This is a genomic window from Rhodoferax sp. ZS1R25 (assembly GCF_056521335.1).
Map to the genome: position 1 here is coordinate 537,835 of NZ_JBWMAZ010000002.1, position 26,076 is coordinate 563,910.

25 protein-coding genes and 1 riboswitch are annotated in these 26,076 nt (G+C 61.3%); of the genes, 12 read left to right on the forward strand and 13 right to left on the reverse strand.

All coding sequences use genetic code 11. The features are described from left to right. Nucleotides 1–8 precede the first annotated feature (8 nt). The 4 genes from kdpB to AC097R_RS13395 form a co-directional block, all read right to left on the reverse strand. The gene (kdpB, locus tag AC097R_RS13380) at nucleotides 9–2,084 is read right to left on the reverse strand and encodes a potassium-transporting ATPase subunit KdpB (RefSeq protein WP_479598641.1); all 2,076 of its coding nucleotides are present in this window, start codon (nucleotides 2,082–2,084) and stop codon (nucleotides 9–11) included. Between the two features lie 28 nt (nucleotides 2,085–2,112). Beyond that, entirely contained in the window at nucleotides 2,113–3,912 is a 1,800-nt protein-coding gene (kdpA, locus tag AC097R_RS13385) for a potassium-transporting ATPase subunit KdpA (protein ID WP_479598642.1), read from the reverse strand. Further along, on the reverse strand, nucleotides 3,912–4,019 hold the full coding sequence (locus tag AC097R_RS13390; protein ID WP_310339497.1) for a potassium-transporting ATPase subunit F: 108 nt from the start codon (nucleotides 4,017–4,019) through the stop codon (nucleotides 3,912–3,914). Before AC097R_RS13390 ends, kdpA begins: the two co-directional genes overlap by 1 nt. 104 nt (nucleotides 4,020–4,123) lie before the next feature. Next, nucleotides 4,124–5,344, reverse strand: a complete 1,221-nt coding sequence (locus tag AC097R_RS13395) for an MFS transporter (protein ID WP_479598643.1) — start codon at nucleotides 5,342–5,344, stop codon at nucleotides 4,124–4,126. Nucleotides 5,345–5,438: 94 nt separating this feature from the next. Here AC097R_RS13395 and AC097R_RS13400 point away from each other — a divergent pair, with 94 nt between their 5' ends. The 3 genes from AC097R_RS13400 (at nucleotide 5,439) to AC097R_RS13410 (ending at nucleotide 7,642) form a co-directional block, all read left to right on the forward strand. Next, complete coding sequence (locus tag AC097R_RS13400) at nucleotides 5,439–6,251, forward strand: AraC family transcriptional regulator (protein WP_479598644.1); 813 nt, start codon at nucleotides 5,439–5,441, stop codon at nucleotides 6,249–6,251. Between the two features lie 27 nt (nucleotides 6,252–6,278). Continuing rightward, a riboswitch (FMN riboswitch) is annotated at nucleotides 6,279–6,436 on the forward strand. An 86-nt stretch (nucleotides 6,437–6,522) separates the two neighbouring features. After that, nucleotides 6,523–6,987 carry a 6,7-dimethyl-8-ribityllumazine synthase gene (locus AC097R_RS13405; RefSeq protein WP_479598645.1) on the forward strand — a complete coding sequence of 155 codons (465 nt, stop codon included), beginning with the start codon at nucleotides 6,523–6,525 and terminating at the stop codon, nucleotides 6,985–6,987. A 10-nt stretch (nucleotides 6,988–6,997) separates the two neighbouring features. Then, nucleotides 6,998–7,642 carry a LysE family translocator gene (locus AC097R_RS13410; protein ID WP_479598646.1) on the forward strand — a complete coding sequence of 215 codons (645 nt, stop codon included), beginning with the start codon at nucleotides 6,998–7,000 and terminating at the stop codon, nucleotides 7,640–7,642. A gap of 65 nt (nucleotides 7,643–7,707) precedes the next feature. Here the strand turns inward: AC097R_RS13410 and AC097R_RS13415 are convergent, their stop codons facing one another. Next, on the reverse strand, nucleotides 7,708–8,103 hold the full coding sequence (locus AC097R_RS13415) for a hypothetical protein (protein WP_479598647.1): 396 nt from the start codon (nucleotides 8,101–8,103) through the stop codon (nucleotides 7,708–7,710). Between the two features lie 11 nt (nucleotides 8,104–8,114). Next, entirely contained in the window at nucleotides 8,115–8,546 is a 432-nt protein-coding gene (locus tag AC097R_RS13420; protein ID WP_479598648.1) for a PACE efflux transporter, read from the reverse strand. Nucleotides 8,547–8,659: 113 nt separating this feature from the next. Between AC097R_RS13420 and AC097R_RS13425 the strand changes: the two genes are divergently transcribed. Then, nucleotides 8,660–9,454 (forward strand): phosphodiesterase, encoded by a 795-nt coding sequence (locus tag AC097R_RS13425; RefSeq protein WP_479598649.1) that lies wholly within the window; start codon nucleotides 8,660–8,662, stop codon nucleotides 9,452–9,454. A gap of 20 nt (nucleotides 9,455–9,474) precedes the next feature. Here the strand turns inward: AC097R_RS13425 and AC097R_RS13430 are convergent, their stop codons facing one another. Next, nucleotides 9,475–11,049, reverse strand: a complete 1,575-nt coding sequence (locus AC097R_RS13430) for a methyl-accepting chemotaxis protein (protein ID WP_479598650.1) — start codon at nucleotides 11,047–11,049, stop codon at nucleotides 9,475–9,477. Between the two features lie 154 nt (nucleotides 11,050–11,203). On the opposite strand from AC097R_RS13430, the gene AC097R_RS13435 reads away from it, so the two are divergent. Continuing rightward, nucleotides 11,204–11,422, forward strand: a complete 219-nt coding sequence (locus AC097R_RS13435; RefSeq protein ID WP_479598651.1) for a hypothetical protein — start codon at nucleotides 11,204–11,206, stop codon at nucleotides 11,420–11,422. 26 nt (nucleotides 11,423–11,448) lie between these two features. On the opposite strand, the gene AC097R_RS13440 is transcribed toward AC097R_RS13435, so the two are convergent. Beyond that, nucleotides 11,449–13,122 (reverse strand): hypothetical protein, encoded by a 1,674-nt coding sequence (locus AC097R_RS13440; RefSeq protein ID WP_479598652.1) that lies wholly within the window; start codon nucleotides 13,120–13,122, stop codon nucleotides 11,449–11,451. 150 nt (nucleotides 13,123–13,272) lie between these two features. Between AC097R_RS13440 and AC097R_RS13445 the strand changes: the two genes are divergently transcribed. Continuing rightward, nucleotides 13,273–14,190 (forward strand): pyridoxal-phosphate dependent enzyme, encoded by a 918-nt coding sequence (locus tag AC097R_RS13445; protein ID WP_479598653.1) that lies wholly within the window; start codon nucleotides 13,273–13,275, stop codon nucleotides 14,188–14,190. Nucleotides 14,191–14,202: 12 nt separating this feature from the next. Here AC097R_RS13445 and AC097R_RS13450 read toward each other — a convergent pair whose 3' ends face one another. The 3 genes from AC097R_RS13450 to AC097R_RS13460 all read right to left on the reverse strand — a co-directional run bounded on the left by AC097R_RS13450 (nucleotide 14,203) and on the right by AC097R_RS13460 (nucleotide 16,833). Then, on the reverse strand, nucleotides 14,203–14,679 hold the full coding sequence (locus AC097R_RS13450; protein ID WP_479598654.1) for a glycine zipper 2TM domain-containing protein: 477 nt from the start codon (nucleotides 14,677–14,679) through the stop codon (nucleotides 14,203–14,205). A gap of 209 nt (nucleotides 14,680–14,888) precedes the next feature. Further along, the gene (locus AC097R_RS13455) at nucleotides 14,889–16,466 is read right to left on the reverse strand and encodes a trypsin-like peptidase domain-containing protein (protein WP_479598655.1); all 1,578 of its coding nucleotides are present in this window, start codon (nucleotides 16,464–16,466) and stop codon (nucleotides 14,889–14,891) included. Nucleotides 16,467–16,551: 85 nt separating this feature from the next. Further along, complete coding sequence (locus tag AC097R_RS13460; RefSeq protein ID WP_479598656.1) at nucleotides 16,552–16,833, reverse strand: DUF427 domain-containing protein; 282 nt, start codon at nucleotides 16,831–16,833, stop codon at nucleotides 16,552–16,554. A gap of 118 nt (nucleotides 16,834–16,951) precedes the next feature. Between AC097R_RS13460 and osmF the strand changes: the two genes are divergently transcribed. The 6 genes from osmF (at nucleotide 16,952) to AC097R_RS13490 (ending at nucleotide 21,400) form a co-directional block, all read left to right on the forward strand. Continuing rightward, nucleotides 16,952–17,881, forward strand: coding sequence for a glycine betaine ABC transporter substrate-binding protein OsmF (osmF, locus tag AC097R_RS13465; RefSeq protein WP_479598657.1), 930 nt, complete (start codon nucleotides 16,952–16,954; stop codon nucleotides 17,879–17,881). Between the two features lie 14 nt (nucleotides 17,882–17,895). After that, nucleotides 17,896–19,071: an ABC transporter permease gene (locus tag AC097R_RS13470; RefSeq protein WP_479598658.1), complete on the forward strand. Its 1,176-nt coding sequence runs from the start codon at nucleotides 17,896–17,898 to the stop codon at nucleotides 19,069–19,071. Next, entirely contained in the window at nucleotides 19,068–20,024 is a 957-nt protein-coding gene (locus tag AC097R_RS13475; RefSeq protein WP_479598659.1) for an ABC transporter ATP-binding protein, read from the forward strand. The genes AC097R_RS13470 and AC097R_RS13475 overlap by 4 nt, the downstream gene beginning before the upstream one ends. Beyond that, on the forward strand, nucleotides 20,017–20,763 hold the full coding sequence (locus AC097R_RS13480; protein ID WP_479598660.1) for an ABC transporter permease: 747 nt from the start codon (nucleotides 20,017–20,019) through the stop codon (nucleotides 20,761–20,763). The genes AC097R_RS13475 and AC097R_RS13480 overlap by 8 nt, the downstream gene beginning before the upstream one ends. 131 nt (nucleotides 20,764–20,894) lie before the next feature. Then, nucleotides 20,895–21,125, forward strand: coding sequence for a ParD-like family protein (locus AC097R_RS13485; protein WP_479598661.1), 231 nt, complete (start codon nucleotides 20,895–20,897; stop codon nucleotides 21,123–21,125). Beyond that, nucleotides 21,122–21,400 (forward strand): type II toxin-antitoxin system RelE/ParE family toxin, encoded by a 279-nt coding sequence (locus AC097R_RS13490; protein ID WP_479598662.1) that lies wholly within the window; start codon nucleotides 21,122–21,124, stop codon nucleotides 21,398–21,400. The genes AC097R_RS13485 and AC097R_RS13490 overlap by 4 nt, the downstream gene beginning before the upstream one ends. Before the next feature lie 168 nt (nucleotides 21,401–21,568). Here the strand turns inward: AC097R_RS13490 and AC097R_RS13495 are convergent, their stop codons facing one another. Both AC097R_RS13495 and clpB read right to left on the reverse strand, forming a co-directional pair. Next, nucleotides 21,569–23,080, reverse strand: coding sequence for a hypothetical protein (locus AC097R_RS13495; protein WP_479598663.1), 1,512 nt, complete (start codon nucleotides 23,078–23,080; stop codon nucleotides 21,569–21,571). Nucleotides 23,081–23,462: 382 nt separating this feature from the next. Further along, nucleotides 23,463–26,063: an ATP-dependent chaperone ClpB gene (clpB, locus tag AC097R_RS13500; protein ID WP_479598664.1), complete on the reverse strand. Its 2,601-nt coding sequence runs from the start codon at nucleotides 26,061–26,063 to the stop codon at nucleotides 23,463–23,465. Nucleotides 26,064–26,076: the final 13 nt, after the last annotated feature.

Genomic DNA, 26,076 nt, shown 5'->3' on the forward strand with positions numbered 1-26,076 from the left:
AAGGCTCCTTAAACCAGATTCAGTGCGACGAGCAACAGGTCAATGGCCTTGATGCCAACAAAGGGCACAACCAGACCGCCCAGGCCGTAGATGGCGAGGTTGCGGCGCAAGAGTGCGGCGGCGCCCACGGGGCGGTATTTCACGCCCTTGAGTGCCAGCGGAATCAGCACCACGATGATCAACGCGTTGAAGATGACGGCGGACAGGATGGCCGAGTTGGGGCTGCCCAGGCGCATGACATTGAGGGCAGACAGCTGCGGGTAGGTGCTCACAAAAATGGCCGGGATGATGGCGAAGTATTTGGCCACGTCGTTCGCAATGGAGAAGGTGGTGAGCGAGCCGCGTGTCATCAGCAGCGCCTTGCCGGTTTCCACAATCTCCAGCAGCTTGGTGGGGTTGGAGTCCAGGTCCACCATATTGCCGGCCTCCTTGGCGGCCTGGGTGCCACTGTTCATGGCCACGGCCACATCGGCCTGGGCCAGTGCGGGCGCATCGTTGGTGCCGTCGCCGGTCATGGCCACCAGGCGGCCTTCAGCCTGGTAGCTGCGGATCAGCGTGAGCTTGTCTTCGGGTGTGGCCTCGGCCAGAAAGTCGTCTACACCCGCCTCGGCAGCAATGGCGGCGGCGGTGAGCTTGTTGTCGCCCGTGATCATCACGGTCTTGATGCCCATGCGGCGCAGCTCACCAAAGCGCTCCTTGATGCCGACCTTGACGATGTCTTTGAGCTCCACCACACCCAACACCCGATTGCCATCGGCCACAGCCAGCGGCGTGCTTCCGCGGCGTGACACTTCATCGGCAGCGCGCAACACCTCAGGGGGCATGCTGGTGCCCATGGCTTCCAGGTACTTGCGCACGGCATCGACCGCGCCCTTGCGCAGCTGGCGGGTGCTACCGTCTGCGCGGGTCACGTCCATGCCGCTCATGCGGGTCTGCGCCGTGAACGCGACCTCATGGGTGGTACCTACCAGCGGCTCCATCTGTACCTTGCTTTGGGCCAGGGTCACAATGCTGCGGCCCTCGGGTGTCTCATCGGCCATGGAGGCCTGCGCAGCGCACAGCGCCAACTGGGCCAGGCTGATGCTCGGGGCAGGAACGAACAGCGCAGCTTGGCGGTTGCCATGGGTAATGGTGCCGGTCTTGTCCAGCAGCAACACGTCCACATCGCCCGCAGCCTCCACCGCCCGGCCCGAGGTGGCAATCACATTGGCCTGCATCATGCGGCTCATGCCAGCCACGCCTACGGCCGACAGCAGGCCGCCAATGGTGGTGGGAATCAGGCAGACCAGCAACGCAATCAGCGCCGTGATGCTGACCACCGTACCGCTGCCAGCGGCTTCCACACTGAAGATGGAAAACGGCAGCAAGGTGACCGTCACCACCAGGAACACGATGGTCAGCGCCACCAACAGAATGGTCAGCGCCACTTCGTTGGGGGTCTTCTGGCGCTTGGCACCCTCCACCATGCCGATCATGCGGTCCAGGAAAGACTCGCCGGGGTTCACGCCAATGCGCACCACCAGCCAGTCCGACAGCACGCGGGTGCCGCCAGTGACCGAGGCAAAGTCGCCACCCGACTCGCGCACCACGGGTGCAGATTCGCCGGTGATGGCGCTTTCGTCCACCGTGGCCACACCCTGGATGACTTCACCATCCACAGGGATCATGTCGTTGGCTTCGACCAGCACCACATCACCCTTGCGCAGGTTTTCGGCCTGCTCTGGCAGCCAGGTGGAGCCATGCACAGGATCTTTCAGTTTCTTGGCCCAGGTGCTCTTCTTCAGCCCCTTGAGCGAATCGGCCTGGGCCTTGCTGCGACCTTCGGCCAAGGCTTCGGCAAAGTTGGCAAACAGCACGGTGAACCACAGCCACACGGCAACCGTCAAGATGAAGCCGGGCGAGTCGCTCACGTTGCCCTGCAGCGCCTGCAGGCCCAAGAGCGTGGTCACGATGCTGCCGATGTAGACCACAAACATCACCGGGTTGCGCCATTGCACAGCAGGATGCAGCTTGGTGAATGCGGCCCACACGGCGGGCTTGACCAGTTTGGGGTCCATCAGAGTTAGAGAAGTTTTGCTTGTCATAAAGTGTTCTCGCAAAAAGGGGCGGCGTTTACGCGGCGGGCCAGAGCATCAGGTGCTCAACCACTGGGCCCAGGGCCAGCGAGGGCACGTAGTTCAGCAGGCCCACCAGCAGCACGGTGCCAATCAGCAACACCACAAACAGCGGGCCGTGGGTCGGGAAGGTGCCGGCGGTGGCAGGCAAGCGTTTCTTGGCGGCCAGCGCACCGGCAATGGCCAGCACCGGCACGATCACGCCAAAGCGGCCAAACCACATGGCAATCGCCAACAGGTAGTTGTAGAAAGGCGTGTTGGCAGACAGGCCCGCAAAGGCGCTCCCATTGTTGTTGGCGGCCGAGGTCAGCGCGTACAGGATCTCAGAAAAGCCATGGGCACCGGGGTTGGCAATGCCGGCCTGGCCGGCGCCAGCCAGCACGGCAACGGCCGTGCCTGCCAGCACCAGAATGGGCGTGACCAGAATCGCAATCGAGGTGAGCTTCATCTCGTGCGCCTCGATCTTCTTGCCCAAATATTCGGGGGTGCGACCAATCATCAGGCCCGCGATGAAGACCGCAAGAATGGCGAAGATCAACATGCCGTACAGGCCGGTGCCAGTGCCGCCAAACACCACCTCACCCAGCTGCATCATCACCATGGGCACCATGCCACCGATGGGCGTGAAGGAATCGTGCATGGCGTTCACCGCGCCGCAAGAGGCCGCGGTGGTGATGACCGCAAACAGGCTGCTGGCAGTGATGCCAAAGCGCGTTTCCTTGCCTTCCATATTTCCGCCGCTCTGCAGGCTGCTGGCGGTCTGGTCTACGCCCAGTGCAGCAATTTGCGGGTTGCCCATCTGCTCGGCCGGGGTGATAACGACCACGGCAACCACAAACATCACCGTCATCGCGGCCAGCACGGCCCAGCCCTGGCGTGTGTCACCCACCTCGCGGCCAAAGGCAAAACACAGCGCGGCGGGGATCAGGAAGATCGCCAGCATCTGCAGAAAGTTGCTCAGCGCCGTGGGGTTCTCATACGGGTGAGCGGAGTTGGCGTTAAAGAAACCGCCACCGTTGGTGCCCAGCATCTTGATGGCCTCTTGTGACGCCACTGGCCCCATAGGCAGGGTTTGGGTCGTGGTGCTACTGTCTTCCATCACCAGTGCACCCTTATCGTCCAGCGCGGACTGACCGTCTGCGCCCAGCTTGGGTTGTTGGAACTGCGTGGTTTCCAGCGTAGTGACGTCCTGGTAGGTGTCAAAGTTCTGGATCACGCCCTGCCCCACCAGAAAGATGGCGAACACCAGCGACAGTGGTAACAGCAACCAGGTGGTGATACGTGTGATGTCGACCCAGAAGTTGCCGATCACGGCGGTTGATTTCGCAGAAAAGCCGCGGAACAGCGCAAACACCACGGCGATGCCGGTGGCGGCGGACAGGAAGTTTTGCACCGCCAGGCCCAGCATTTGCGTGAGGTAGCCCATGGTGGATTCACCTGCGTAGCCCTGCCAGTCGGTGTTGGCGACAAAACTCACCGCGGTGTTAAAAGCCGAGTCCACCGACACGGCGCCCATGCCTGCGGGGTTGAGCGGCAACACGGCCTGCCAGCGTTGCAACAGGTACACCACCAGCACACCCAGCGCATTGAACGCCAGCAGCGCCAGCGCGTACTGCTTCCAGGGCATTTGCTGGTCGGGGGAGGTGCCTGCCAGGCGGAACAGCGGCGCCTCCAGCCGCAGCATCCACTGCGGCAAGCGGCCAGAACTCAGACGTGCAATCCAGATACCCAGGGGCCAGGATGCGATCAACAGGGTGGTGAGAAAGAGGGCCAGCAGCCCCCATGCCGAGCTGCTCATTAAAAGTCCTCCGCGCACACCAGCGCATAAACCAGATACGCCAGCAGCAAGGCAGCACAAGTGCCGCCCAGGCCGTAGACCACATGCAATGTATTCACCGTTTCCATCATTTCTCCTGCATCAGTTGGATGGGAGAAGTGTGGTCAGGCGTGCGTAAAAACGGGGTTTAGATTGGGAACGGGGGTATAAAAAAAGCGTAAACGCGTGCGGCTTACTTGGCCGTGCGCAAGCCCACACCGAGCGCGGCACCCACGCTCAGCAACAGCACCAGGGCCGCGCCCAGCAGCGTGGCACCGTACCAGCCGCGGTCCATAAACACGCCAAACACGATGGGCGAAATGGCAAAACCGGTGTCCAGGCCCGAATACACCAGGCCATAAACGCGGCCGGTAGCGCCCTTGGGCGTGGCCTTCTTGATCATCATGTCGCGCGAGGGGCCGCCGATGCCAACGGCGAACCCGGTAATGGCCAGCACCACCATGGTGCCCGTGGCGCCCAGCAAGCCGGTGCCACACAGGGCCAGCAACACCGCACCCGCCGCCATGGCCAGGGCCACCACACGGTCTGAATGCTTGGACTTGGCCGCGACAAAGCCACCAATGAACATGCCCACCGCGCCACACAGCATGTAGGACGAAATGGTCAGCGTGGCCGCCTCAAAGCTCACGCCGTGCATGGCCTTGAGGATGGACACCGCGTAGCTCTGCACCACAGCCAGCGTCATGGTGGACAACAAAAAGAAGCCGAAGCACCACCACACCACGGGCAGCTTCATAAAGGCCAGGTCGTGTTCGGTTTTGGCGTGGGCGGCCACACGGGGCGCCACCGTAGTGCTCAGGTGTTCACGCTGCACCACCAGCAGCGCCAAGATGGCGGCGTACATCACCGCTGCGGCCAGGTAGGCATTGCGCCAGCCCATCAAAGCGCCCAGCCCGGCAAAGAACACCGGTGCCACGGCCCAGCCCAGGTTGCCTGTGAGCCCGTGCGCGCTGAAGGCGTAGCCCAGCCGTGGAGTGGAGACGCGCTGGTTCAGGATGGTGAAGTCCACCGGGTGAAAGGTCGCGTTGCCCAAGCCCGCCAGGGCAGCTACCGCAAACAGGCCGGTGTAACCGGTGACAAACGACGCAGCAATGCAGGCCGCAATGAACAGCACCAGGGCCACAAACATCAACGGGCGCGCGCCCAGCCGGTCCACCACAAAGCCGGCACAGGCCTGGCCCACGCCAGACACCACGAAGAACATGGTCATCAGCAAACCCAGTTGCGAGAAGCTGAGGCCAAACTCTTGCATAAACACGGGGAACAGCAAAGGCAGCAGCAAATGGCCGAAGTGCGAGCTGGCATGGGCCAGGCCCACCAGGCCAATCACGGTGGCGTCCCGCTTCATGGAAACAGAGGCGGCGGGGGCGGAGGAAAGGGTTGCGGTGGTCATGGTGGCATCGTACGGGCGCCCGCATTTTCTTGATTACGACAAAAAGACAATAATTGTCGAAATTCCGCCAAACCTGACCCAACGATCAACGCCCATGAAACGCAAGGCCTCGCTGCACCCCGTGTCTTTTGACACCTCGGCCCAACGCCCGCCTACGGCCGAGCGCCCGGTGCGCAGCCGGACACGCTCGCTGGCCATGGACGCGCACATCAAGCCCCACCAGCACCCCTGGTCGCAGTTCACCTATTGCGCCAGCGGGCTCATGCAGGTCACGGTGACGCAGGGCGAGCGGCAGACCACCTTCATCGTGCCGCCCAGCCGCGCGGTGTGGATTCCGCCGGGCGTGCAGCACAACGTGGTGGTGCTAGAAACCGCGGAGTTACGCACCGTGGACATGGCGCCCAGCGTGTTGCCCGCCAGTTGGACGGAATGCCGCGTGCTGGTAGTGAGCAAGCTGCTGCGCGAGCTGGTCCATGCGCTGGAAGGCAGCGAACCCGGCCCGCGCGATGACGCGCTGATGGCCCTGACCGCTGACGAAACCACCCGCGCCGACACCCAGGCCCTGGGCGTGCCCATGCCCCACCCCGAGCACGGCGACAAGCGCCTGCGCGCGCTGTGCGAGGCGGTGCTGCGCGACCCGGCAGAGAAATCGCAACTCAAGGAGTGGGTGGCCGACATAGGTGCCAGCGAGCGCACCGTAGCGCGGCTCTTCCGCGACGAGCTGGGCACCAGCTACCAGCAATGGCGCACCCAGGCGGTGCTGGCCCACGCCCTTCCCCAGCTGGCACGCGGCGTGCCCATTGCCCAAGTGGCCGCTGCTGCGGGTTATGCCAGCGACAGCGCGTTTTCCGCCATGTTCAAGCAAAGCATGGGCAAGCCGCCCAGCCACTTTCTGGCCCGCAGCTAAAATCCGACCCGCAGCCCGCAAGGGTTGCCGCGTTCTCAGGGCGGGGTGCAATTCCCCACCGGCGGTATCTGTGGCTTGACCACAGCAGCCCGCGAGCGCCCACACCAGCCTTTGCGGGCGTGGGGTCAGCAGATCTGGTGAGATGCCAGAGCCGACGGTCATAGTCCGGATGAAAGAGATCGCGCACACCTGAAACAGGCACGCCGTTGCGCATGCCTGTCTCTGCGTTTGCGTGCGCCCTGATTCTTGTTAACCCTCTTTTGAGACCACCATGAATCAGACTTCTTCGCCGCGCATTGCCATCATCAGTTCTTCGTGGCACCGCGACATCGTCACCAGCAGCACCGAGGCCGCGAAGGCCGAACTGCAACGACAAGACATTTCCCCCGAGCAGGTGGACCACTTCGAAGTGCCCGGCGCCTTCGAGATCCCGCTACACGCCCAGCGCCTGGCACGCAGCGGCCGTTATGGCGCCATCATTGCCTGCGGCCTCGTCGTTAACGGCGGCATCTACCGGCACGAGTTTGTCACCACCGCCGTCATCGACGGCCTCATGCGCGTGCAACTGGACACCGATGTACCGGTCTTCAGCGCTGTGCTGACACCCCGCGATTTTCATGAGCACGAAGAGCACCTGCGCTTTTACCGCGAGCACTTCGTAAAAAAGGGCACCGAGGTCGCCCAGGCCTGTCTGGCGACCTTGCGCAGCCTGCAGGCGCGGCCCACCGTCGCATAAACTGACGCCCATGCACCTCTCCAACTGGCTGGTTTTTTGTGGCGTTGCTTTTCTGGTGTGCTTCAGCCCCGGCCCCGGTGTGCTGCTGGCCATCTCCAACGCCATGGCGCATGGCAAACGGGACTGGGTGGCGAGTTCACTGGGCAATGCCACGGGCCTGTTCATCATCTCGGGCGTGGCCATGGCTGGCATGGGCGCCATCCTGGCGGTGTCGGCCCTGGCGTTCACCGTGCTCAAGGTGGCCGGTGCGCTGTACCTGATCTACCTGGGCATACGGCAGTGGCGCAGCCAGGCGGTGTCATTCGCCGCGGCAGAGTCGGCCACACAAGCGACTGGCGCCCCGGCAAGCCGCAAGCTCTACGGGCAAGGCATGGGCGTGGCACTCACCAACCCCAAGGCCATCCTGTTCTTCTCTGCCCTCTTCCCCCAATTCATCACGGCCGATGCGCCAGTGTTTGAGCAGGTGGCCGTGCTGACCTGTACTTTTGTGGCCATGTCGCTGCTCTCGCACCTGTTTTACGTGCTGGTGGCGCGCCTGTTCAAAGGCCAGCTGACCAACCCGCTGAAACAGCGCCTGTTCAACCGCGTCTCGGGTGGGCTGTTTGTGCTGCTGGGCCTGAGCCTGCTGCGCCTGAAGAACAAGGTGTCGGCCTGAGCCCTGCGAGCTTGCTATCGAAATAGAAGCTGCTCGCGCATATTCCACGGGGGCTAGAGGCCTATTTATCTCTTAGCTGGCTGGCGCAGCACCTGCACCAGGCCCAAGATAAACAGGCACACGACCACCAGGTCAAAGCCGATCGCCAGGCCCGCCTTGCCGAGGTAGGCCTGGCCATAGACCAGCACCAGCCCGATGAAAACCAACTTGCTGACCACCGCCACCGTCAACACCAGCGGGCGACTGGCGGGCCGGTAGGCGCCGTAGATCAGTAGCGCCCCCACCAGCGCGATCAGCACGCCCCAGTTGCGCACCACGATATCGGCCAATGGCCCCTCCAGCGTGGCGCCAAAGGTATTGCGCAGCGCGCCCTGCGGGTCAATGGCGGCGTACAGCATGGTGCAGGTCAGCACACCCGACACCAGCATGATCCACTTCAAGGGTTTGGCAATCCAGTTCATCAATAGTTCCTTCAAGACGGTGAGCCCACAGCCGACGCAGGCAACCCGAATATTTTGTCAAAAGCCCAGGTAAAGGCCACGGTGTAGACAAAGAAGAACGCCAGCATGCCCAGGTCGGCCACCAAGGCCGTCCACAGGGAAACGTCCAGCCAGTACGCCATCACAGGCACCAAAAACACGGTCAGCCCGCCTTCAAAGCCCACGCCATGCGCAATGCGCCGCAACAGCGTGCGGCCCTTCACGGCTTGGCGAGCCTCCCAGCGCTCAAACAGCATGTTGAACACATAGTTCCAGGCCAGCGCAATGCTGGACATGATGGCCGACAACACAAAGGCAGAACCCGGAGGGTGGGAAAAAATCAGCGCCAGGGTGGGCGTGACCACGGCGATGGCAATACTTTCAAACAGGGCTGCCTGTACAACGCGACGGGTGGTGGGAGACATCAACCCATCGTAACGGCTGCGCGCCGCGTCGCTATATGCGCCGCCGTATCATGGCCATGGCCTGTTCATTGCATGCTATGGGGCCATCAAAGCCCGATTCTTGTGGAGCCGCTGTGCTGATTGCCCAACTGTCTGACCCGCATGTGCGCCCGCCCGGCGAGCTGTACCGCGGCGTGGCCGACTCCAACCGCGCACTGACGGCTGCCATCACCCACCTGCACCAGCTCGACCGCCGGCCCGACCTGGTGGTCATCACCGGCGACCTAGTGGACTACGGTGAGCCCGAGGAATACGCGCACGCACTTGCGCTGCTATCGCAACTCACCATCCCCTACCTGGTTCTGCCCGGCAACCACGACCACCGTGAAGCGTTTCGCGCAGCCTTTGCCCGACACACCTACCTGCCCACCCAGGGGCCGCTGCACTACTGTGTGGACGACTACCCGGTGCGCATCATTGCGCTGGACTCCTGCGTGCCGGGGCAACACCATGGCGCGGTGGATGCCGCGGGCCTGCAGTGGCTGCAGAGCACGCTGCAGGCCGACAGGAACAAGCCCACGCTGGTGCTACTGCACCACCCCCCGTTTGTGAGCGGCATTCCTTACCTGGATGAGTACCGCTACCGCGACCCGGCGCCCCTGGAAGCCGTACTGCGAACCGTGACGAATGTGGAGGCCGTGCTCTGCGGCCATGTGCACCGCCCCATGCTGCGGCGCTGGGCTGGCACCGTAGTGGCCAGTTGCCCCAGCACCACCACCGAGATCGCGCTGCAGCTGGCGCCCGATGCCATACCCCAGTCTTTCATCGGCCCTGCAGCTTGCATGCTGCACCTGTGGCAGCCCGCGCATGGGCTGGTTAGCCATACGAGCTACATCGGCCAGTATCCGGGGCCGTATCCCTTCTTTTAGCTTCTCGGGTTAGCACAGGCCTAAGCGGCGACAAATGCCCGGTCAGTAGGCTGCAGCCGGAAGGCACTGATAGCCTCCACCAACAGCCGCGCCTGCTGACTCAAACTGTCGGCCGCCGCTGCAGACTGCTCCACCATGGCAGAGTTCTGCTGGGTGGCCTGGTCCAGGTGGGCCACCGATTGGTTCACCTGCACGATGTCTCGGCTCTGCGATGACGACATGGTGCCCAGCTCGGCAATCAGGGTCACCACACGCCCAACCTGCTCGCGAATATCGGCCATGTTGGCGCCCGCTGTCTCCACCAGACGCGAGCCCGCATCGACCTTCTCCACGTTGCTGCTGATTAAGGTCTTGATCTCGCGCGCAGCGGTAGCCGAGCGTTGTGCCAAGCTACGAACTTCCGAGGCCACCACGGCAAACCCGCGCCCCTGTTCCCCTGCCCTAGCCGCTTCGACCGCAGCATTGAGTGCCAAGATATTGGTCTGGAACGCGATGCCGTCGATGACGCTCACGATGTCGGAGATACGCTGAGACGCCACGTTGATCTGGGACATGGTGCTAACCACCTGGCTGACCACGTCACCGCCACGCGCTGCGGCACCGTTGGCCACCTGGGCACAGTCATTGGCCTGCTGCGCCAAACTCTCGCTGCTGCGCACCATGGTGGAGATTTGTTCCATGGCCGCAGCGGTTTCTTCCAGGCTGGAGGCCTGCTGCTCCGTGCGATGCGACATGTCGCCATTGCTGGCTGCGATTTCGGAGGCACCCAGTGCCACAGCATCGCTGCTGCTGCGCACCATCCCCACCAGATTGCGCAGCGACTCCTGCATCGACCGCAGGGACTCCATCAAGCGCCCCACCTCGTCCTTGGCCTCGGGCTCGACATGGGTGCTCAGATCCCCCTGCGCGATGCGCTGCGTCACATGCACGGCTGCCAGCAGCGGGCGTGTCACGCTGCTAGCGGTCCAGTTGGCAATCAGCGTGCCCGACACCATGGCCACCACCAGCAACAGCAACATCGCATACCCAGCCTGGCGCACCGTGCCATCGGTGGATCGGCGCGCATCCTCCATCCGCTCGCGCTGCAGGGCAATCAGGACATCGAGTTCAGAGAAATAGGCTTTTTGCAGCTGTGTCACGTCCCCCACCAGCAGGTCGCGCGCAGCCTCGTTATTGCCCTCCAAGCCCAACTTCACCGATTCGTCCACCTTGGCCGCATAGGCCAGGCGCTTGGTGGTCACTTCCTTGAGCTTGGCCTGCTCTTCCGGTAGCGTCAGCAAATCTTCCAGCTGCTTGAGCAAGGCGCGGGTGGAGGTGCGATTGCCGTCAATGACGGTTTTTTCGACTAACTTTCCCTGGGGGTCGGTCTGCAACGCAATGTTGCGGGCGGCGCGGGCCGTGAGGTTGACGTTGTCTTTGATGTTGGACAGCACAGTCACCACCACCAGGTTGTGTTCCGTGAGTGCGCGCACCTGGCCACCCACCTGGTCCAGGGCCAGGCGCCCGAACAGGGCCACCGCAATACTCACCAAGATGAGCAGGCCAAAGCCCAAGCGCATGCGTGTCGCAATGGAGCGATTTTTCAGCAACTTCATAGATATCTCCCTGTTGAAACCCAAAACGTTTGATTTCCAACGCCTTAGCTTCAAGCGCTTCTGCGAGCACTGCTGGCGCAGTATGCGGCGATCCATACACGTTGGCAACACGTGGCCGTGGGCTTCGGCGCCATTGACACGCTAGCCCCCCGGCATGGCCGCCGACATAGACCTCTATGCACTGGACTGCCCGTGCTACTTTGGCCTGCACGACGTGGCCGTGGGACCGGCAGCAAGTGGCGGGCTGTCCACACTCAAGGGGCTGTGGGTGAATGGGCAGCAGGTCGTCGAGAACGATGTGCTGCGTGGGGTGGATGTGGGGGAGCTGCGGGCGGAGGCGCGGGGAGCTGTGACGAGGTTGATGCGCATTTGAAAGTCATGCACTTCCAGCTCATTGTCTCAATTTAGGTGCTTGAAAAGTATGCCTGTCGGCGAGGCACGCCTTGCCTTGTCTGCCGCTGATATTTCTTTGTATTTGGTTTTGATGTCCTTTAGTGTTGTGAGTCCGGTTATGCCGAAAAAAGCAGAAACCCCTTGGAGAGGTACGTTGCCCGTCACTGCTCCGGCGATTCCTATCCCTCCAATCGCTAGACATGTAGGAACATCAATGCCATAAAGGCTGAGCTTTTTCCTTTTTGCATCAGAAAGGTCTTTTTGGTGTTTCCTGAAAGCGATATCAATGTTTTCAACAACTTGATCAGCAGTCCTGAAGTAGTTGTCTGGATTGACTTTGAGAAGATCTGAAATTCCATTGGAAAGAAGCATCCGCAACTCTTCTGCTTGGCCGTTCCTTCGAATTTGAAGAACTGATTCTGGGGGAACATTTCCCAACCATTCCAAATTAATATTTGCTTCCGCAGTCAACGCACGTACAACATGTCGAGCCTCCCGATTTCCAGCCTGTTCCGCCGCTGAAGTTCCTTGATATTCGAGCAGCCACGTGTAGTAATTCCACGAAGTCGGTGCAGAAATGAGCGGTGATCCTCCAAATTGAAATGCGGCATCCTCCGCCGCCATTGCTTGCGGCATGCGCCCTAGACACGCGGCGATTATTTGCTGCCCCGCAATGTTCTTATCCATATTTGGAAGAATCGGGTTTTCGGCAATCGCTCTACGCAATTGAACCTCCGGGTCAACGCCCCACTTGGTGTCAAAAAGTAATCGCTCAGGACAGCGTAGTTCTTTCAAGACCTGCTCCACGCTCTTGAGTTCGTTGCAAAACGCATGAAGCTCTTCGAAATCATTAAAGGGTCTCCCAAAAAGACGGCTGCCATGCTTCACCATTACTGGAGTGGCCCTCTCAATCAGACCTGTGCGCCCACGACCCTCTACGTCATCACGATTAGGGGTGATAAGCGCAATAGGTGGAGACACGTCTGCAATTGCAATATCCCTATAGGTCATTGCCGTCAGAACGTGCTTGAGAAACAACCTGGCCACCTCTGCCGGAGGCAGTATTCCTGCCAATGGGACAATTCGAAGTATCGGACAAGGTAAAACAATGGTGTCGATGTACAACCCGGCTGTCGAAACCACGTTCTCGCTGTGCAATGGAAATAAGTCACCTGAGAAAATTGATTTCAACTGCTGGCCATCTTGCAGGTGGTATTCAGAAATATCACTTGCGGTTTCCCAAAATGCTTTGATCGCTCCTTCAAACTCCGGTAGGCCCCCGACTAACTTTTCAACGAACTGGTCATCTGATGCAAAGTGAGCTGCAACGACATGAGGCGGCACTTCTCTTCTTTTCATCTCGTCGTAAAGCCAACCCAATTGCTCAAACAGAAAATCAAAATACGCCTGTTGCAAATCCTGCAAACTAGCTGATTTCTTCATTTCTTCACGTTGCTTCATCGCCAGTAGGGCGAGGGTTGAGGCGCGAATTCGCCCATCCACAGTTGTTGGATCGACTTTCCCGTCAGCACGAAGTCGAATGGACTCGTAGCTTCGCTTAAAGTCATCAACAAGGTGTTCGGCGAAGCGCATCTTGCCGGCTTCGAGTTTTTCCTTCAAAAGAAATACTCGATCCGTCAAGTCCTGGATCTCTTCCTCCGTATATGTTCTTTCAGACATTTGAAATCCCTCCGTTTTGTATTCCGCCATAGTAAGTGAGAACAACAAAACAGAGCTCCGTCACAGCGACCAGTATTGCTTTAACGGACCTTGCAATGGTTAAGCAAACAGGACTAGCGCCTGCTTTACTAAGCCGACTACCATACTCAAATGATCCTGCACCTAGAAACCCCTCTCCTAGAATCTCGCGCCCTCAGCCTCGCCGCACAGCGCTCCATCTGGCTAAAGATGGAGGCGCTGCAGCCGCCCGGCAGCTTCAAGATTCGGGGCATTGGATATGCCTGCCAGATCCATGCGCAACGCGGGGCCAGGCGTTTTGTGTCGTCGTCTGGCGGCAACGCGGGCATGGCGGTGGCGTATGCGGGGCGCGTGCTGAACATCCCCGTGACGGTGGTCGTGCCGCAGACCACCACGGCGCGGGCGCAGGAGCTGCTGCGGCTGGAGAACGCGGACGTGATCGTGCACGGTGCGTCGTGGCAAGAGGCGAATGAACTGGCGCTGTCGCTGGTGGGGCCGGACGATGCGTTTTTGCATCCGTTTGATGACCCGCTGCTGTGGGCCGGCCACGCCAGCATGGTCGACGAAGTGGCCCGCGCGGGCGTGGTGCCTGATGCGGTGGTGCTGTCAGTGGGTGGTGGTGGCCTGCTGTCGGGCGTGGCCGAGGGCATGGCGCGCAATGAATGGGATCAGGTGCCCATCATTGCGGTGGAAACGGATGGCGCCGCGTCGCTGCACGCGGCCATGCAGGCCGGGCACACCTTGGCGCTAGACGCCATCACCAGCATTGCCGGTTCGCTGGGCGCCAAGCGCGTGTGCGAACAAGCTTTTCAATGGACGCAGCAGCGCCCGGTGCAGAGTGTGTTGGTGTCAGACGCGAGCGCGCTGGATGCGTGTGAACGCTTTCTGAACGACCACCGCGTGCTGGTGGAACCCGCTTGCGGCGCCAGCCTGGCGCTGGCCTATGAAGCCAACGCGGCGCTGGCGCCCTTCCGCAACGTGCTGTTCATCGTATGCGGCGGCGCCACCGCCACGGTGGACCAGATCCGCCAGTGGCGGCAAGCCATCTAGCGGATCAAAGGTTTAAGGAGCAGCGTTCTTCTTGGCAATTTCATTGCCAACGTAACCGCCGCCCACTGCACCGGCAATGGTGGCAAGGGTCTTGCCATCGCCACTGCCAATCTGGCTACCCAGCGCACCGCCTACTAGAGCACCTACACCGATACCGACTACGCTGTTTTTCTGGGCCGGAGCGGCGGGGGCAGCAGCGGGTTGCGCAGGGACACCGGAATTAGTCGCCACCTGCATGGAGGTTTTTTGGGTAGCTTGTTTCTGGCTTCCAGCCTTCTGCAGCGAAGTATGTGCAGGAGACGCCGACACATCTGCCGGAGCACTGACGGCAGCAGCCGCTGGCGCCGTGGCATTGGAGTTGGGAAGAATTCCGGTAAGGGCAGCGGCGCCAAGCAGGCTGACCAAAATCACTGAGCCTGCAGCGATTGCAATCACTGGATGCAGGCGCCATACGCGAGGTTGATTGCTAGAGATTGGGTACGAGTTCATGGAATTTCCTTACGTGGTGACTTAATAAACCACGTCGTCAGTGTGGCTGACGCACGCGGTTGGTACCAGAGGACGAAATCCCGACTTGGCGTAGGAGTACTCCTACAAGGCCATTGCACACCATGCGCTGCGCGAAGGAATATTTGCTACCAAATTAGTAGCTGCTCGCGCATATTCCACGGGGGCTATAGGCCATTTCTCTTCAAAACTCAGTAGCACTCCACCTGCACCGTGGCCTTTTGCACCTGGGCCGTAATGTCGCTCACGCTCAGCGGTTTGCTGGTGGCGGGGCCTACGGTGTAGTCCACCGCATGCGCGTCCAGAAAGCCAGACACGGTGGCCAGATTGATGCCAAAGTTCACGTTCTGCGCCGCAATGGGGCCGTTGGGCAGCAGGCGTGCCCGCACAATGCCCACCAGCGCGCCAGTGTTGTCCACAATCGGCCCGCCACTGGAACCTGGCTGCACCGTGGCCGACATCTGGAAGGCCGAGGTGTCGTCGTTGGCGCCGCTCAGCGCATTCAAAATGCCGGTGGTAACGATGGGGCCCGACGACAGCAGGCCGCGCAGCGGGTAGCCAATGGCCACCAGTTCGTCACCCAGGCGCACGCCCTTGCCCGCGCGGAACTTGATGGCCGGTGGCAACGCGCCCTCCAGCTTGAGCAGGGCCAGGTCGTTCTTGGCGTCCTTGGCCACCACTTTCACATCCAGGCCCAGCGGCTGCACGCGCACTTTTTCGCAGCCTTGCACCACGTGTTCGTTGGTCACGATGTCGCCGCGCTTGCTGACCACCACGCCGCTGCCGTACACCCCTTTTTGCACTACGGGCGTGGTCGGTGGGCGGGCCACCATGGCGGACAGCTCGGCAAACATGGTTTGGGCCACCAGGGTTTTGGAGTTCTTCACCGACTCTTCCACTTCGGTCGCGCTCAGCACCTTGGCTACGCGGTCTTTGCCCTCGTTGGCAGCCTTCACCACATCGGGCGGCGCATTGGCTGGCACCACCAGGTACCAGGCGTAGGCCTGGCTGGCGGACTTGGCAATGCCGCCGCGGCCAAACTCGTAGACGCTGGCGATCCAGGTGTAGCTGTTGTAGTTGTTCTGCAGCACCGCTTTTTTGAACCACCGCAGGGCCTCGGCGCCGTCGGCGGTCACGCCTTTGCCCATGGCGTAGATGCGCCCGGCCGACACCATGGAGGTCGCGTTCAGGCGTTCGGCGCTTTTCTTGTACCAGTCCAGCGCCACCAGGCTGTCAGCCACCACGCCGGACTTGCCGTATTCATAGGCGTCGCCCAGCCAGTTCATGGCCAGCGGGTCGTTTTGCGCCGCGGCCTCGTTGAACCAGGTCAGGCCCACCACTTCATTCTTTTCTTGTCCGTACAGGCCGCGCGTCAGCCACACGCCGTACAGCGCTTGGGCCGCCGGGTAGCGCAGTTCGGCGGCCTTTTTGACCAGCTCCACGCCTTTGCTTTCGTCTTTGGTGACCAGGTTGCCGTTCAGGTACATCACGCCCAGTGTGTGCGTGGCACGCAGCGATCCGCCCTCATAGGCTTTGAGGATGTATTCGCGTGCCTTGAGTTCGTCGCGGGTACCGCCCAGGCCCCGCATCAGCATGTCGCCCATCAGGGCCATGGCTTCCACATCGCCCTGCACTGCGGGCTCGGTCAGTTCTTTGCGCGCCTCAGGGTAGCGCGATTTGCCATAGGCTTCCGCGCCCTCAAGTACACCCGCATGCGCCACGGCGCCCATCAGGGCCAGGCCCACCACACACCAGGTCTTCATGCTCATCGGTCTCCCCACCGTTGCAGGCCCCGCGGTGCGCAACCTGCGGGCCCTATTTTTTGCTAATGGGGAGAATATAAGTTACAGAAGGTTACGCGGTGACCTGCACGCCCTTCCAGAACGCGACGCGGTCGCGCACCATCTCGGCTTCGGCCTTGGGGTCGGCGTAGTACCAGACGGCGTCGATGTTCATCTCGCCGTTGACCATCAGCGAGTAGTAGCTGGCCTGGCCTTTCCAGGCGCAGCTGGTCTTGTGGTTGCTGAACTGCACATAGTCGCGGTTCAGGGCACTGGCGGGGAAGTAATGGTTGCCTTCTACCAACACGGTGTCGTCGCTTTCGGCAATCACGGTGCCGTTCCAGATAGCTTTCATGGGGACTCCTGTCAATCAACAATTAGTAGTCCCATTGCACCACAGGCCAAGGCGCCAAAGGGCTTCCGGGGGTAATGGGTTTCGCTTATCCTGTGCCCCACCCTGAAAGGAACATCCCATGGCAACACCTCTGCATTTTCTGCGTCGCACGGTTCTTATTGCGGCCGCTGGCCTGATGACCATGGGGGCCGCACACGCACAAACCGCGGTGCGCGTGGGCTCCAAGATCGACACAGAAGGCAAGCTGCTGGGCAACATCGTGGTGCTGGCGCTGGAGGCCAACGGCATCAAGACCGAAAACAAGGTCTCGCTGGGCAATACCAAGGTGGTGCGCACCGCACTGCTGGCCGGCGAAATCGACCTGTACCCCGAATACACCGGCAACGGCGCCTTCATGCTGGGCGACGAGAGCAACAAGGCCTGGAAAGACCTGCGCGCGGGCTATGAGCTGGCCAAGAAGATGGACCTGGAGAAAAACCACGTCGTCTGGCTGGAACCTGCCAACGCCAACAACACCTGGGCGATTGCCGTGCGCAAGGACGTGGCCACGGCCAACAAGCTGCACACGCTGGACGACATGGGCAAGTTCATTGCGGGGGGCGGCACTTTCAAGTTGGCCGCCTCGGCCGAGTTTATGGAGCGGGCTGATGCCATGCCCGCCTTCCAGGCCGCCTACGGCTTCAAACTGCGTGCCGACCAGGCACTGGTGCTGGCTGGGGGCGACACCTCCGCCACCATCAAGGCCGCGGCCGAAAAAACGTCGGGTGTGAATGCGGCCATGGCCTATGGCACCGACGGCCCCGTGGCCGCGCTGGGCCTGGTGGTGATGGAAGACCCCAAGGGCGTGCAACCCGTGTACGCCCCCGCTCCTCTGGTGCGTGAAGAGGTGCTGAAACGCACGCCCGCCATTGCCACCGTGCTGGCGCCTATCTTCAAATCACTGGACGGCCCCACGCTGCAGACGCTGAATGCGCGCATCCAGATCGAAGGCCAGGACGCCCGCAAGGTGGCCGCCGACTACCTGCGCAGCAAGGGATTCATCAAATAAGCGCGCTGCCTGCCATGGGCCAGCCGCCGCACGCGCCACCGCGCAACCCGGTGTTGGCGGTTTGCCTGGCGCTGGGCGTGGGTGCCGCCTGGGCTCTGCCCTTTGTGCGCGTGGCGCCTAACCGGCTGCTCTCGGGTGAGCCGGTGTTTCTGGCGCAACTGCTGGCAACGCCGGCCTGGTTGGCTGTTACGTTGGCAGTTGCGGCGCTGGTCTGGGCTGTGCTGCGCCCCCAAGGCCACATTACACAAGGCCTGGTGGCCACGGGCATGGCCCTGCTGCTGGCGCTGCTGTGGGCGCTGGCGGCGCACCATTCCACGGCCGTGGCGCACACCGAATCCCCACTTGCCCGCACCGCCCTGGGCGCCGGCTTCTGGAGCCTGATGGCGTTGGCTTGGCTGGCCTGCCTGGACGCGGTGGGCCGCCTGCAGCTGCGCACCCTGCCCCGCCTGGCTGCGCTGGCTATGGCCACCCTGCCCTTGTTGGCACTGCTGGCCATGGGCTGGGGCGAAGACTTGTCCATCCTCAAGGAATACGCCAACCGCAGCGATGTGTTTGGCGCGGCTGTGCTGCGGCATCTGCAAATCGTGGTGCTGGCCGTGCTACCCGCAGTGCTGCTGGGCCTGCCACTGGCCTGGGCCATGGCGCGGGCGCAGCGGCTGCGGCAGGCGCTGTTCCCCGTGCTCAACGTCATCCAGACCCTTCCGTCGATTGCGTTGTTTGGCCTGCTGATGGCGCCGCTGGCCTGGCTGGCGGCCACCTATCCGCTGCTGGGGCGCGCTGGCATCAGCGGTGTGGGCCTGGCACCGGCGGTGCTGGCGCTGATTTTGTATTCGCTGCTGCCCATCGTGCGCTCGGCCCTGGCCGGGCTGGAGCAGGTGCCCGTGGCGGTGACCACCTCGGCCCGCGCCATGGGCCTGGGCGCTTGGCAGCTGTTTTGGCGGGTGGAACTGCCACTGGCGCTGCCCGTGCTGCTGGTGGGCCTGCGCACGGCGGTGGTGCAGACCATTGGCTTGGCCGCAGTGACCGCGCTGGTGGGCGCAGGCGGGCTGGGCGCCATGATGTTTGACGGCCTGTTCAGCGCCGCCAACGAGTTGGTGATGTTGGGCGTACTGCCCATTGTGCTGATGGCCGTGCTGGCCGATGCCCTGTTCAAGGCGCTGGCTGCGCTGCTCGAAAGTCCCACCGCATGATCACGTTTGACAACACCCGCAAATCCTACGGCGGCACCACGGCCATTGCCGGACTGAATCTGAACATTGCGCGCGGTGAGCTGGTGGTGCTGATCGGTCCCTCGGGCTCGGGCAAGTCCACCGCGCTGAAAATGATCAACCGCATGGTGGACCACGACGGTGGGCGCATCCTGCTGGACGGCAAAGAGATTTACAGCTTCAACGTGCGCGACCTGCGCCGGCGCATGGGCTACGCCATCCAGTCGGTGGGCCTGTTCCCGCACTGGACGGTGGAGCGCAACATTGCCACCGTGCCACAGCTGCTGGGCTGGAGCCGCGAACGCATCGCGGCCCGTGTGACCGAGCTGCTGACCCTGTTTGCCATGGATCCCGCGCAGTACCGCACCCGCTTGCCGCACCAGCTCTCGGGCGGACAACAACAGCGCGTGGGCGTGGCGCGCGCGCTGGCTGCCGACCCCGATGTGCTGCTGATGGACGAACCCTTTGGCGCGCTGGACCCGGTCACGCGCGCCGCGCTGCAGCTGGAACTCAAACGCGTGCACCAGGCGTCTGGCAAAACCATCGTGCTGGTCACCCACGACATTGATGAGGCCCTGCTGCTGGCCACGCGCATTGTGCTGCTGCGCGAGGGGCAGATCGCCCAGGTCGGCACGCCGCTGGAGCTGCTCTCGGCCCCTGCGGATGACTTTGTTGCAGACTTTCTGGGCCGGGCGGACCGCGGGCTCAAGCTACTGTCGCTGCGGCCCATAGCTCCCCTGGTAACGCCGCTTGTGGTGCCTGCCTCCCTCGACACGCCTGCCGAGGCCAGCATTGCCCTCACCGCCACCGTGCGCGAAGCCATCTCCAGCATGGCGGTGTATGGGGTATCGGCCCTGCGCGTGGTGGACGACGCCGGCGCCACCGTGGGCCAGGTGACTGCGGCCGACCTGCTGGCCCCCGCTGCCCATGACTGAGTCCCTGCGTACCGCGCTGTGGCGCGACCGACTGGTCTGGACGCTCGCACTGCTGTTGGCGCTGGCCTATGGCCTGCCGCACAGCCAGCCGCTGTTTGCCGCCTGGTTCCCCGCGCTGGAGCGGCCGGTTTACCTGCAGGAGCCGCTGGCCGAGCTGTTGTGGCAGCACCTGGGCCTGGTGCTGCTGTCCAGCGCAGTGTCGGTGCTGATGGGCACTGCCGCCGGCCTGGGCGCCACGCGCCCCAGCGGCAAAGCCTTCCGCCCCCTGCTGGAAACCATTGCCGCCATGGGCCAAACTTTTCCGCCGGTGGCCGTGCTGGCCGTGGCGGTGCCGGTGGTGGGTTTTGGTGAGCTGCCCGCGCTGCTGGCGCTGTCCATCTTCGGGCTGCTGCCCGTGCTGCAGGCCACCATTGCGGGGCTAGAGGCCGTGCCCCAGCCTGTGCAGGAATCAGCCCGCGCGCTGGGCCTGGGGCCATGGCAACTGCTGTGGCAGGTGCAGGTGCCGCTGGCCCTGCCGCTGTGGGTGGCGGGCGTGCGTACCTCGGTCATCATCAACATCGGCACCGCAGCCATCGCTTCCACCGTAGGTGCCAATACGCTGGGCTCCCCCATCATCGTGGGGCTGTCGGGCTTCAACACCGCCTATGTACTGCAGGGTGCCGTGCTGGTCGGCCTACTGGCCGTGGCTGCCGACATGGCGTTTGAACGGCTGGCGCGGCGTGTGCAGTGGGATGCATGAGTAGGCTGCATTACTATCAATTCAATAGCTGCTCGCGCATATTCCATGGGGGCTAGAAGCTCATTTGGCATACATATTCGCATTGACTACAATTTAGCTACTTTTGTAGCAAAACCGTAGGAGGCACAACCATGGGCATGCCAGTCCGCATCGACGACACCCTGTACGACCAAGCCCGAGCGCAAGCCCAGGCCGAGCGGCGCACTATCGCCGGCCAGATCGAGTTCTGGGCCATCGTGGGCCGCACCGCACTCGACAACCCCGACCTGCCGATTGACTTTGTCCGCGACCTGATCGTTGCACGCGCGGAGGGCCCTACTCTGGCCAGCGAGTTTGTGCCGGAAGGTAGCCGCAGCGAATGAACGCCAACATACGGGTGCTGCAAAGCGCCTCGTTCAAGCGCGCGTACAAGCGTCTGCACAGCAACCAGAAAGCGGATGTAGACGACGCCGTGGCCGCCATCGTGTGCGACCCGACGTTGGGTGAAGCCAAGAAAGGCGATTTAGCGGGCGTGTTCATCTACAAATTCGCCTGTGTGGGCCAGCTCACCTTGCTGGCCTACGAATACGACCCCGGCACGCGGATGCTGCTGTTGCTGGGTTCGCATGAGAACTTTTACCGTGAGCTCAAGCGTTAATCATCGAGAACGATGTCGCATCCAGAAATCCTCTACGAACACTAATCTTCAAGCACTGGCGTGGCCGCGCTGTTTGGGCAGGCAGTGCTCAATCGTGGTGAATTTTCCGGTGTAACTCTGATTCCTGACATCGTCTACCCCAATCGTCTTAACTGCTATTAGTACGCCTTAGTTTGAAATCTTCTGGGCGGTCCTGCTTGATTGACTTGACTTCAAAAGCTCCCTCACATCAATACTCCAAATAATTCCTTCATGGTCTTTGCCCGGAATGCGCTGTTTTCCACGCTCAGCTACTCTGCATCCCTGATAGAACCTCACAACCCGTTCAGACGACTGAACGGCACGTGGAGAACCCGTACAGCCGTATTCAGCATTCGCAGAGGGAAAATTTTCTACTTTGATTTGCTTGGCCCACTCCAACTCGCCACTTTTTGAGTAGAACGCAAGAAGCTGCGGCGTACCGGAACCCCAGTCTGTGTTGCCCGACCACACCAAAAAGCCATTTCCCCAAGCATATGCGTCCCACGGATAGCCCCCCTCACTTCCAGTTTGAAGGCGGTAAAGAGTTTTACTCTCCCAATCCACCAATTCACGGTTATACGAAGCAAATCCTGAGCTCTTAGCTTTATTAGTTGTCCGTGGCCATTCGGTTCGAATACTCCAAGGACTCATCACTTTTGAATATTCTTGGTCATCAACCGAAAATAGTTCGGCAACAGGGCGAATCACTTGGAAATCTAGAACTCTCTCAACGAGTTGTTTTGGGGGCTGGTTTGCAACTACCACGGTCCGGGCGAGCACCTGAGGGTGAAGAGGTTCTCCATCGACTGCGCGCAGCCTATCAACCAATGCTGTATGGCGCGCACTGCAGGACATATCTACATTCTTTTGATCTCTAGATAAATCCCTTGCAGAATTCACCCACGGATCGGGCCGGACGTCGGTCAATTTCGCCAAAACGGTATTGCTTTTTCTATCCGTAAGCAGCCAGTTGACAAAGTCTTTCGAGGTACTTTGGGTTGCGTTCACAAATGCAATGGAATATCTAGCAGTCGGTGCGTTTGAATAAGTGGCGGCCAAGCAGGTATCCGGGAGAAAAGGTGGCGTATTGAATTTTCCACTCAATCCATATGGCAGCGCGGTCTCAGCCAAGCACTTACTGTCACCATCACGAGAAAGCTCCAATCGAACGAAAGACCCGACCGGCAGATTGACAGCCCAGCCACTCTCACCGTCTCCATCAGGATATGCAATTTCTACTTGACCGTTCGGTCTTCTTTGAACCATAAGTTCAACAAATTTCAAACGTCTGTCGGCGAGCAATGTCAGGATATGGCGCTGCCTCAAAGCGGCCACTTCATCGAGGATTCCATCCACCTCAAAAAAGCCACCGTTTGGCATTAGACGCAACTCGGCTAACTCTGTGTTGCATTGAGCATAGGCTGACATTCTCTCGTTTTGCGTAGCATGTAACGCACGTCCGGGTGCACCAAGCTTCGACTCGTAGAGCATGCCCCATGCAACCAACGCAACCAAAACTGCTGGCAGCCTTAGTCGACCACGAAATATTTTTGCGATCAGGAAGATCGAGAACACCACAGCGAGCAAGACCAAGACCGCGATGATGACAAGGATGGGGCCTAAATCAAAGGGACTGGAAGTCCCTGCCCAAGTAAGCATAGGTGCAAGTAAAAAGCACCCACCCCCAACTAGATGTTTGATTGGGACTGAAAAAGGTCTTAGACGCATGAAGCGTTAGATCCTACCTGAGTGGGTCGACCTGAATTTGGTGACTCTCCTCAGCTGCATGATCGGCTGCTTTCTGCCAATTCGAGTGGTTAATCTCCAGAAAAAGGCAGCTTGTCGGCTGGTTAGCTGTGACTGACGAATGAAAACACCTAGCTACAGACACGGAAAGTCAGCAGCCCGGCCGGCAATTGAACCGTTACGCAAAGTGATCTATCAAGCAGCCCCCGAAACTCACTATCAATTCAATAGCTGCCCGCACATATTCCACGGGGGCTAGAGGCCTAAAAGGCATCTAACCCCGCCCCACAACCGCTCAGTTGAAGCTGAACTGCCCGGGCGCCTGGATGGGGTCCACCCCCACATTGATGGTGTCCTTGGGCAAGAACTTGCCTTCCAGCAAGAGCTTGGACAGCGGGTTCTCGATACGCTGCTGAATGGCACGCTTGAGCGGCCGCGCGCCAAACACGGGGTCGAAGCCCACCTTGGCCAGCTCGGCCACGGCGGCGTCGCTCACCTGCAGCGTCAGGTCCATCTTGGCCAAGCGGCCCATCAGCGTGGCCAGTTGGATCTTGGCAATCGACGCGATGTTGGCGGCGTCCAGCGAATGGAAGACCACGGTCTCGTCAATGCGGTTCAAAAACTCGGGGCGGAAGTGGTTCTTCAGCTCGCCGGTCACCGCCTCTTTCACATCCTCGTAGTCCTGCCCCACCATGCTCTGGATGAGCTGGCTGCCGATGTTGCTGGTCATCACGATCACGGTGTTCTTGAAGTCCACAGTGCGGCCCTGGCCGTCGGTCAGGCGGCCATCGTCCAACACCTGAAGCAGCACGTTGAACACGTCGGGATGGGCCTTCTCGATCTCGTCCAGCAACAGCACGCTGTAGGGCTTGCGGCGCACGGCTTCCGTCAGGTAGCCGCCCTCCTCGTAGCCCACATACCCGGGGGGCGCACCAATCAGGCGGGCCACCGAATGCTTCTCCATGAACTCGCTCATGTCGACGCGAACCAGGTGCTCTTCGCTGTCAAACATGAAGCCCGCCAGCGCTTTGCACAGCTCGGTCTTGCCCACGCCCGTGGGGCCCAGGAACAGGAAGGAGCCTGTGGGGCGGTTCGGGTCACTCAGGCCCGAGCGTGAGCGGCGGATGGCATTGGCCACGGCGGCAATGGCTTCGTCCTGCCCGACCACACGGTCGTGCAGCTTGCCTTCCATTTGCAGCAGCTTGTCGCGTTCACCCTGCAGCATCTTGCTGACCGGGATGCCCGTCGCGCGGCTCACCACCTCGGCAATCTCTTCGGCGCCCACCATGGTGCGCAGCAGCTGGGTGCGCCCACCGTGTTTGGCGTCTTTGGTCTTGTCAGCCTCTTGGGCCTGGGCGTCTTTCAGGCGCTTTTCCAGCTCGGGCAGCTTGCCGTATTGCAGCTCACCAGCCTTGTTGAAATCGCCCTTATCGGTCAGCTCCTTGATTTGGAAGCGCACCTTTTCGACCTCTTGCATCAGGGTTTTGGAACCTTGGGCCTGCGCCTTTTCAGCCTTCCACAGTTCGTCCAGGTCAGCAATCTCTTTTTGCAGCGCGGTGATCTCTTCGTTGATCAGCTCCAGGCGCTTTTGCGAGGCATCGTCCTTCTCGCGCTTCACGGCTTCGCGCTCGATCTGCAACTGGATCAGGCGGCGGTCTTTCTTGTCCATGACCTCGGGCTTGGAGTCCAGCTCGATCTTGATCTTGGACGCGGCCTCGTCGATCAGGTCAATGGCCTTGTCCGGCAGAAATCGGTCGGTGATGTAGCGGTTGGAGAGCTCGGCCGCGGCCACGATGGCGGGGTCGGTAATCTGCACGCCGTGGTGCACTTCGTAACGCTCTTTGAGGCCGCGCAGGATGGCGATGGTGGCTTCCACGGTGGGCTCGCCCACCAGGATCTTCTGGAAGCGGCGCTCCAGCGCGGCGTCTTTTTCGATGTACTTGCGGTATTCGTCCAGTGTGGTGGCGCCCACACAGTGCAGCTCGCCGCGGGCCAGCGCGGGCTTGAGCATGTTGCCAGCGTCCATGGCGCCCTCGGCCTTGCCGGCGCCCACCATGGTGTGCAGCTCGTCGATGAACACAATGGTCTGGCCTTCGTCCTTGGCCAGGTCCTTCAGCACATTCTTCAGGCGCTCTTCAAACTCACCGCGGAACTTGGCGCCGGCCAGCAGTGCGGCCATGTCCAGGCTCAGCACGCGTTTGCCCTTCAGCGATTCGGGCACCTCGCCCGCGACGATGCGCTGAGCCAGGCCTTCCACAATGGCGGTCTTGCCGACGCCGGGTTCACCGATCAGCACGGGGTTGTTCTTGGTGCGGCGTTGCAGCACCTGGATGGCACGGCGGATTTCGTCGTCACGGCCGATCACCGGGTCCAGCTTGCCCAGGCGGGCGCGTTCGGTCAGGTCAATGCAGTATTTTTTGAGGGATTCGCGCTGGTCTTCGGCATCGGCGTTGTCCACGTTTTTCCCACCACGCACGGCGTCAATGGCGGCCTCCAGGCTCTTGCGGGTCAGGCCATTGGCGCGGGCCAGGTTGCCCGCATCGCCCTTGTGGTCGGCCAGCGCCAGCAAGAACAGCTCGCCCGCAACGAATTGGTCGCCGCGCTTGATGGATTCCTTTTCGGCCGCCTGCAGCAGGCTCACCATGTCTCGGCCTACCGTCACCTGCTCATGCCCTTGCACCTGGGGCAGGCGTTTGATGGCCGCCTCGGCAGAAGCGAGCAGCCCCGCCACATTGACACCGGCACGGTTCATCAGCGCCTTGGGGCCATCGTCCACACGGATCATGGCGGCCAGCACGTGCACGGGCTCGATGTAGGCGTTGTCGTGGGTCAGGGCCAGCGTCTGGGCTTCGCCCAGGGCTTCCTGAAATTTCGTCGTCAGTTTTTCAATTCGCATGTGTGCTCCTGTG

Bases quoted from the DNA above. Each gene is read 5' to 3' on its own strand.
- AC097R_RS13455 (WP_479598655.1), bottom strand. From the start codon at position 16,466: ATGAGCATGAAGACCTGGTGTGTGGTGGGCCTGGCCCTGATGGGCGCC.
- AC097R_RS13475 (WP_479598659.1), top strand. From the start codon at position 19,068: ATGATCACGTTTGACAACACCCGCAAATCCTACGGCGGCACCACGGCC.
- AC097R_RS13400 (WP_479598644.1), top strand. From the start codon at position 5,439: ATGAAACGCAAGGCCTCGCTGCACCCCGTGTCTTTTGACACCTCGGCC.
- AC097R_RS13435 (WP_479598651.1), top strand. From the start codon at position 11,204: ATGGCCGCCGACATAGACCTCTATGCACTGGACTGCCCGTGCTACTTT.
- kdpB (WP_479598641.1), bottom strand. From the start codon at position 2,084: ATGACAAGCAAAACTTCTCTAACTCTGATGGACCCCAAACTGGTCAAG.
- AC097R_RS13470 (WP_479598658.1), top strand. From the start codon at position 17,896: ATGGGCCAGCCGCCGCACGCGCCACCGCGCAACCCGGTGTTGGCGGTT.
- AC097R_RS13490 (WP_479598662.1), top strand. From the start codon at position 21,122: ATGAACGCCAACATACGGGTGCTGCAAAGCGCCTCGTTCAAGCGCGCG.
- AC097R_RS13495 (WP_479598663.1), bottom strand. From the start codon at position 23,080: ATGCTTACTTGGGCAGGGACTTCCAGTCCCTTTGATTTAGGCCCCATC.
- osmF (WP_479598657.1), top strand. From the start codon at position 16,952: ATGGCAACACCTCTGCATTTTCTGCGTCGCACGGTTCTTATTGCGGCC.
- AC097R_RS13410 (WP_479598646.1), top strand. From the start codon at position 6,998: ATGCACCTCTCCAACTGGCTGGTTTTTTGTGGCGTTGCTTTTCTGGTG.
- AC097R_RS13460 (WP_479598656.1), bottom strand. From the start codon at position 16,833: ATGAAAGCTATCTGGAACGGCACCGTGATTGCCGAAAGCGACGACACC.
- AC097R_RS13420 (WP_479598648.1), bottom strand. From the start codon at position 8,546: ATGTCTCCCACCACCCGTCGCGTTGTACAGGCAGCCCTGTTTGAAAGT.
- AC097R_RS13445 (WP_479598653.1), top strand. From the start codon at position 13,273: ATGATCCTGCACCTAGAAACCCCTCTCCTAGAATCTCGCGCCCTCAGC.
- AC097R_RS13480 (WP_479598660.1), top strand. From the start codon at position 20,017: ATGACTGAGTCCCTGCGTACCGCGCTGTGGCGCGACCGACTGGTCTGG.
- AC097R_RS13390 (WP_310339497.1), bottom strand. From the start codon at position 4,019: ATGGAAACGGTGAATACATTGCATGTGGTCTACGGCCTGGGCGGCACT.
- kdpA (WP_479598642.1), bottom strand. From the start codon at position 3,912: ATGAGCAGCTCGGCATGGGGGCTGCTGGCCCTCTTTCTCACCACCCTG.
- AC097R_RS13450 (WP_479598654.1), bottom strand. From the start codon at position 14,679: ATGAACTCGTACCCAATCTCTAGCAATCAACCTCGCGTATGGCGCCTG.
- AC097R_RS13405 (WP_479598645.1), top strand. From the start codon at position 6,523: ATGAATCAGACTTCTTCGCCGCGCATTGCCATCATCAGTTCTTCGTGG.
- AC097R_RS13415 (WP_479598647.1), bottom strand. From the start codon at position 8,103: ATGAACTGGATTGCCAAACCCTTGAAGTGGATCATGCTGGTGTCGGGT.
- AC097R_RS13485 (WP_479598661.1), top strand. From the start codon at position 20,895: ATGGGCATGCCAGTCCGCATCGACGACACCCTGTACGACCAAGCCCGA.
- AC097R_RS13395 (WP_479598643.1), bottom strand. From the start codon at position 5,344: ATGACCACCGCAACCCTTTCCTCCGCCCCCGCCGCCTCTGTTTCCATG.
- clpB (WP_479598664.1), bottom strand. From the start codon at position 26,063: ATGCGAATTGAAAAACTGACGACGAAATTTCAGGAAGCCCTGGGCGAA.
- AC097R_RS13440 (WP_479598652.1), bottom strand. From the start codon at position 13,122: ATGTCTGAAAGAACATATACGGAGGAAGAGATCCAGGACTTGACGGAT.
- AC097R_RS13430 (WP_479598650.1), bottom strand. From the start codon at position 11,049: ATGAAGTTGCTGAAAAATCGCTCCATTGCGACACGCATGCGCTTGGGC.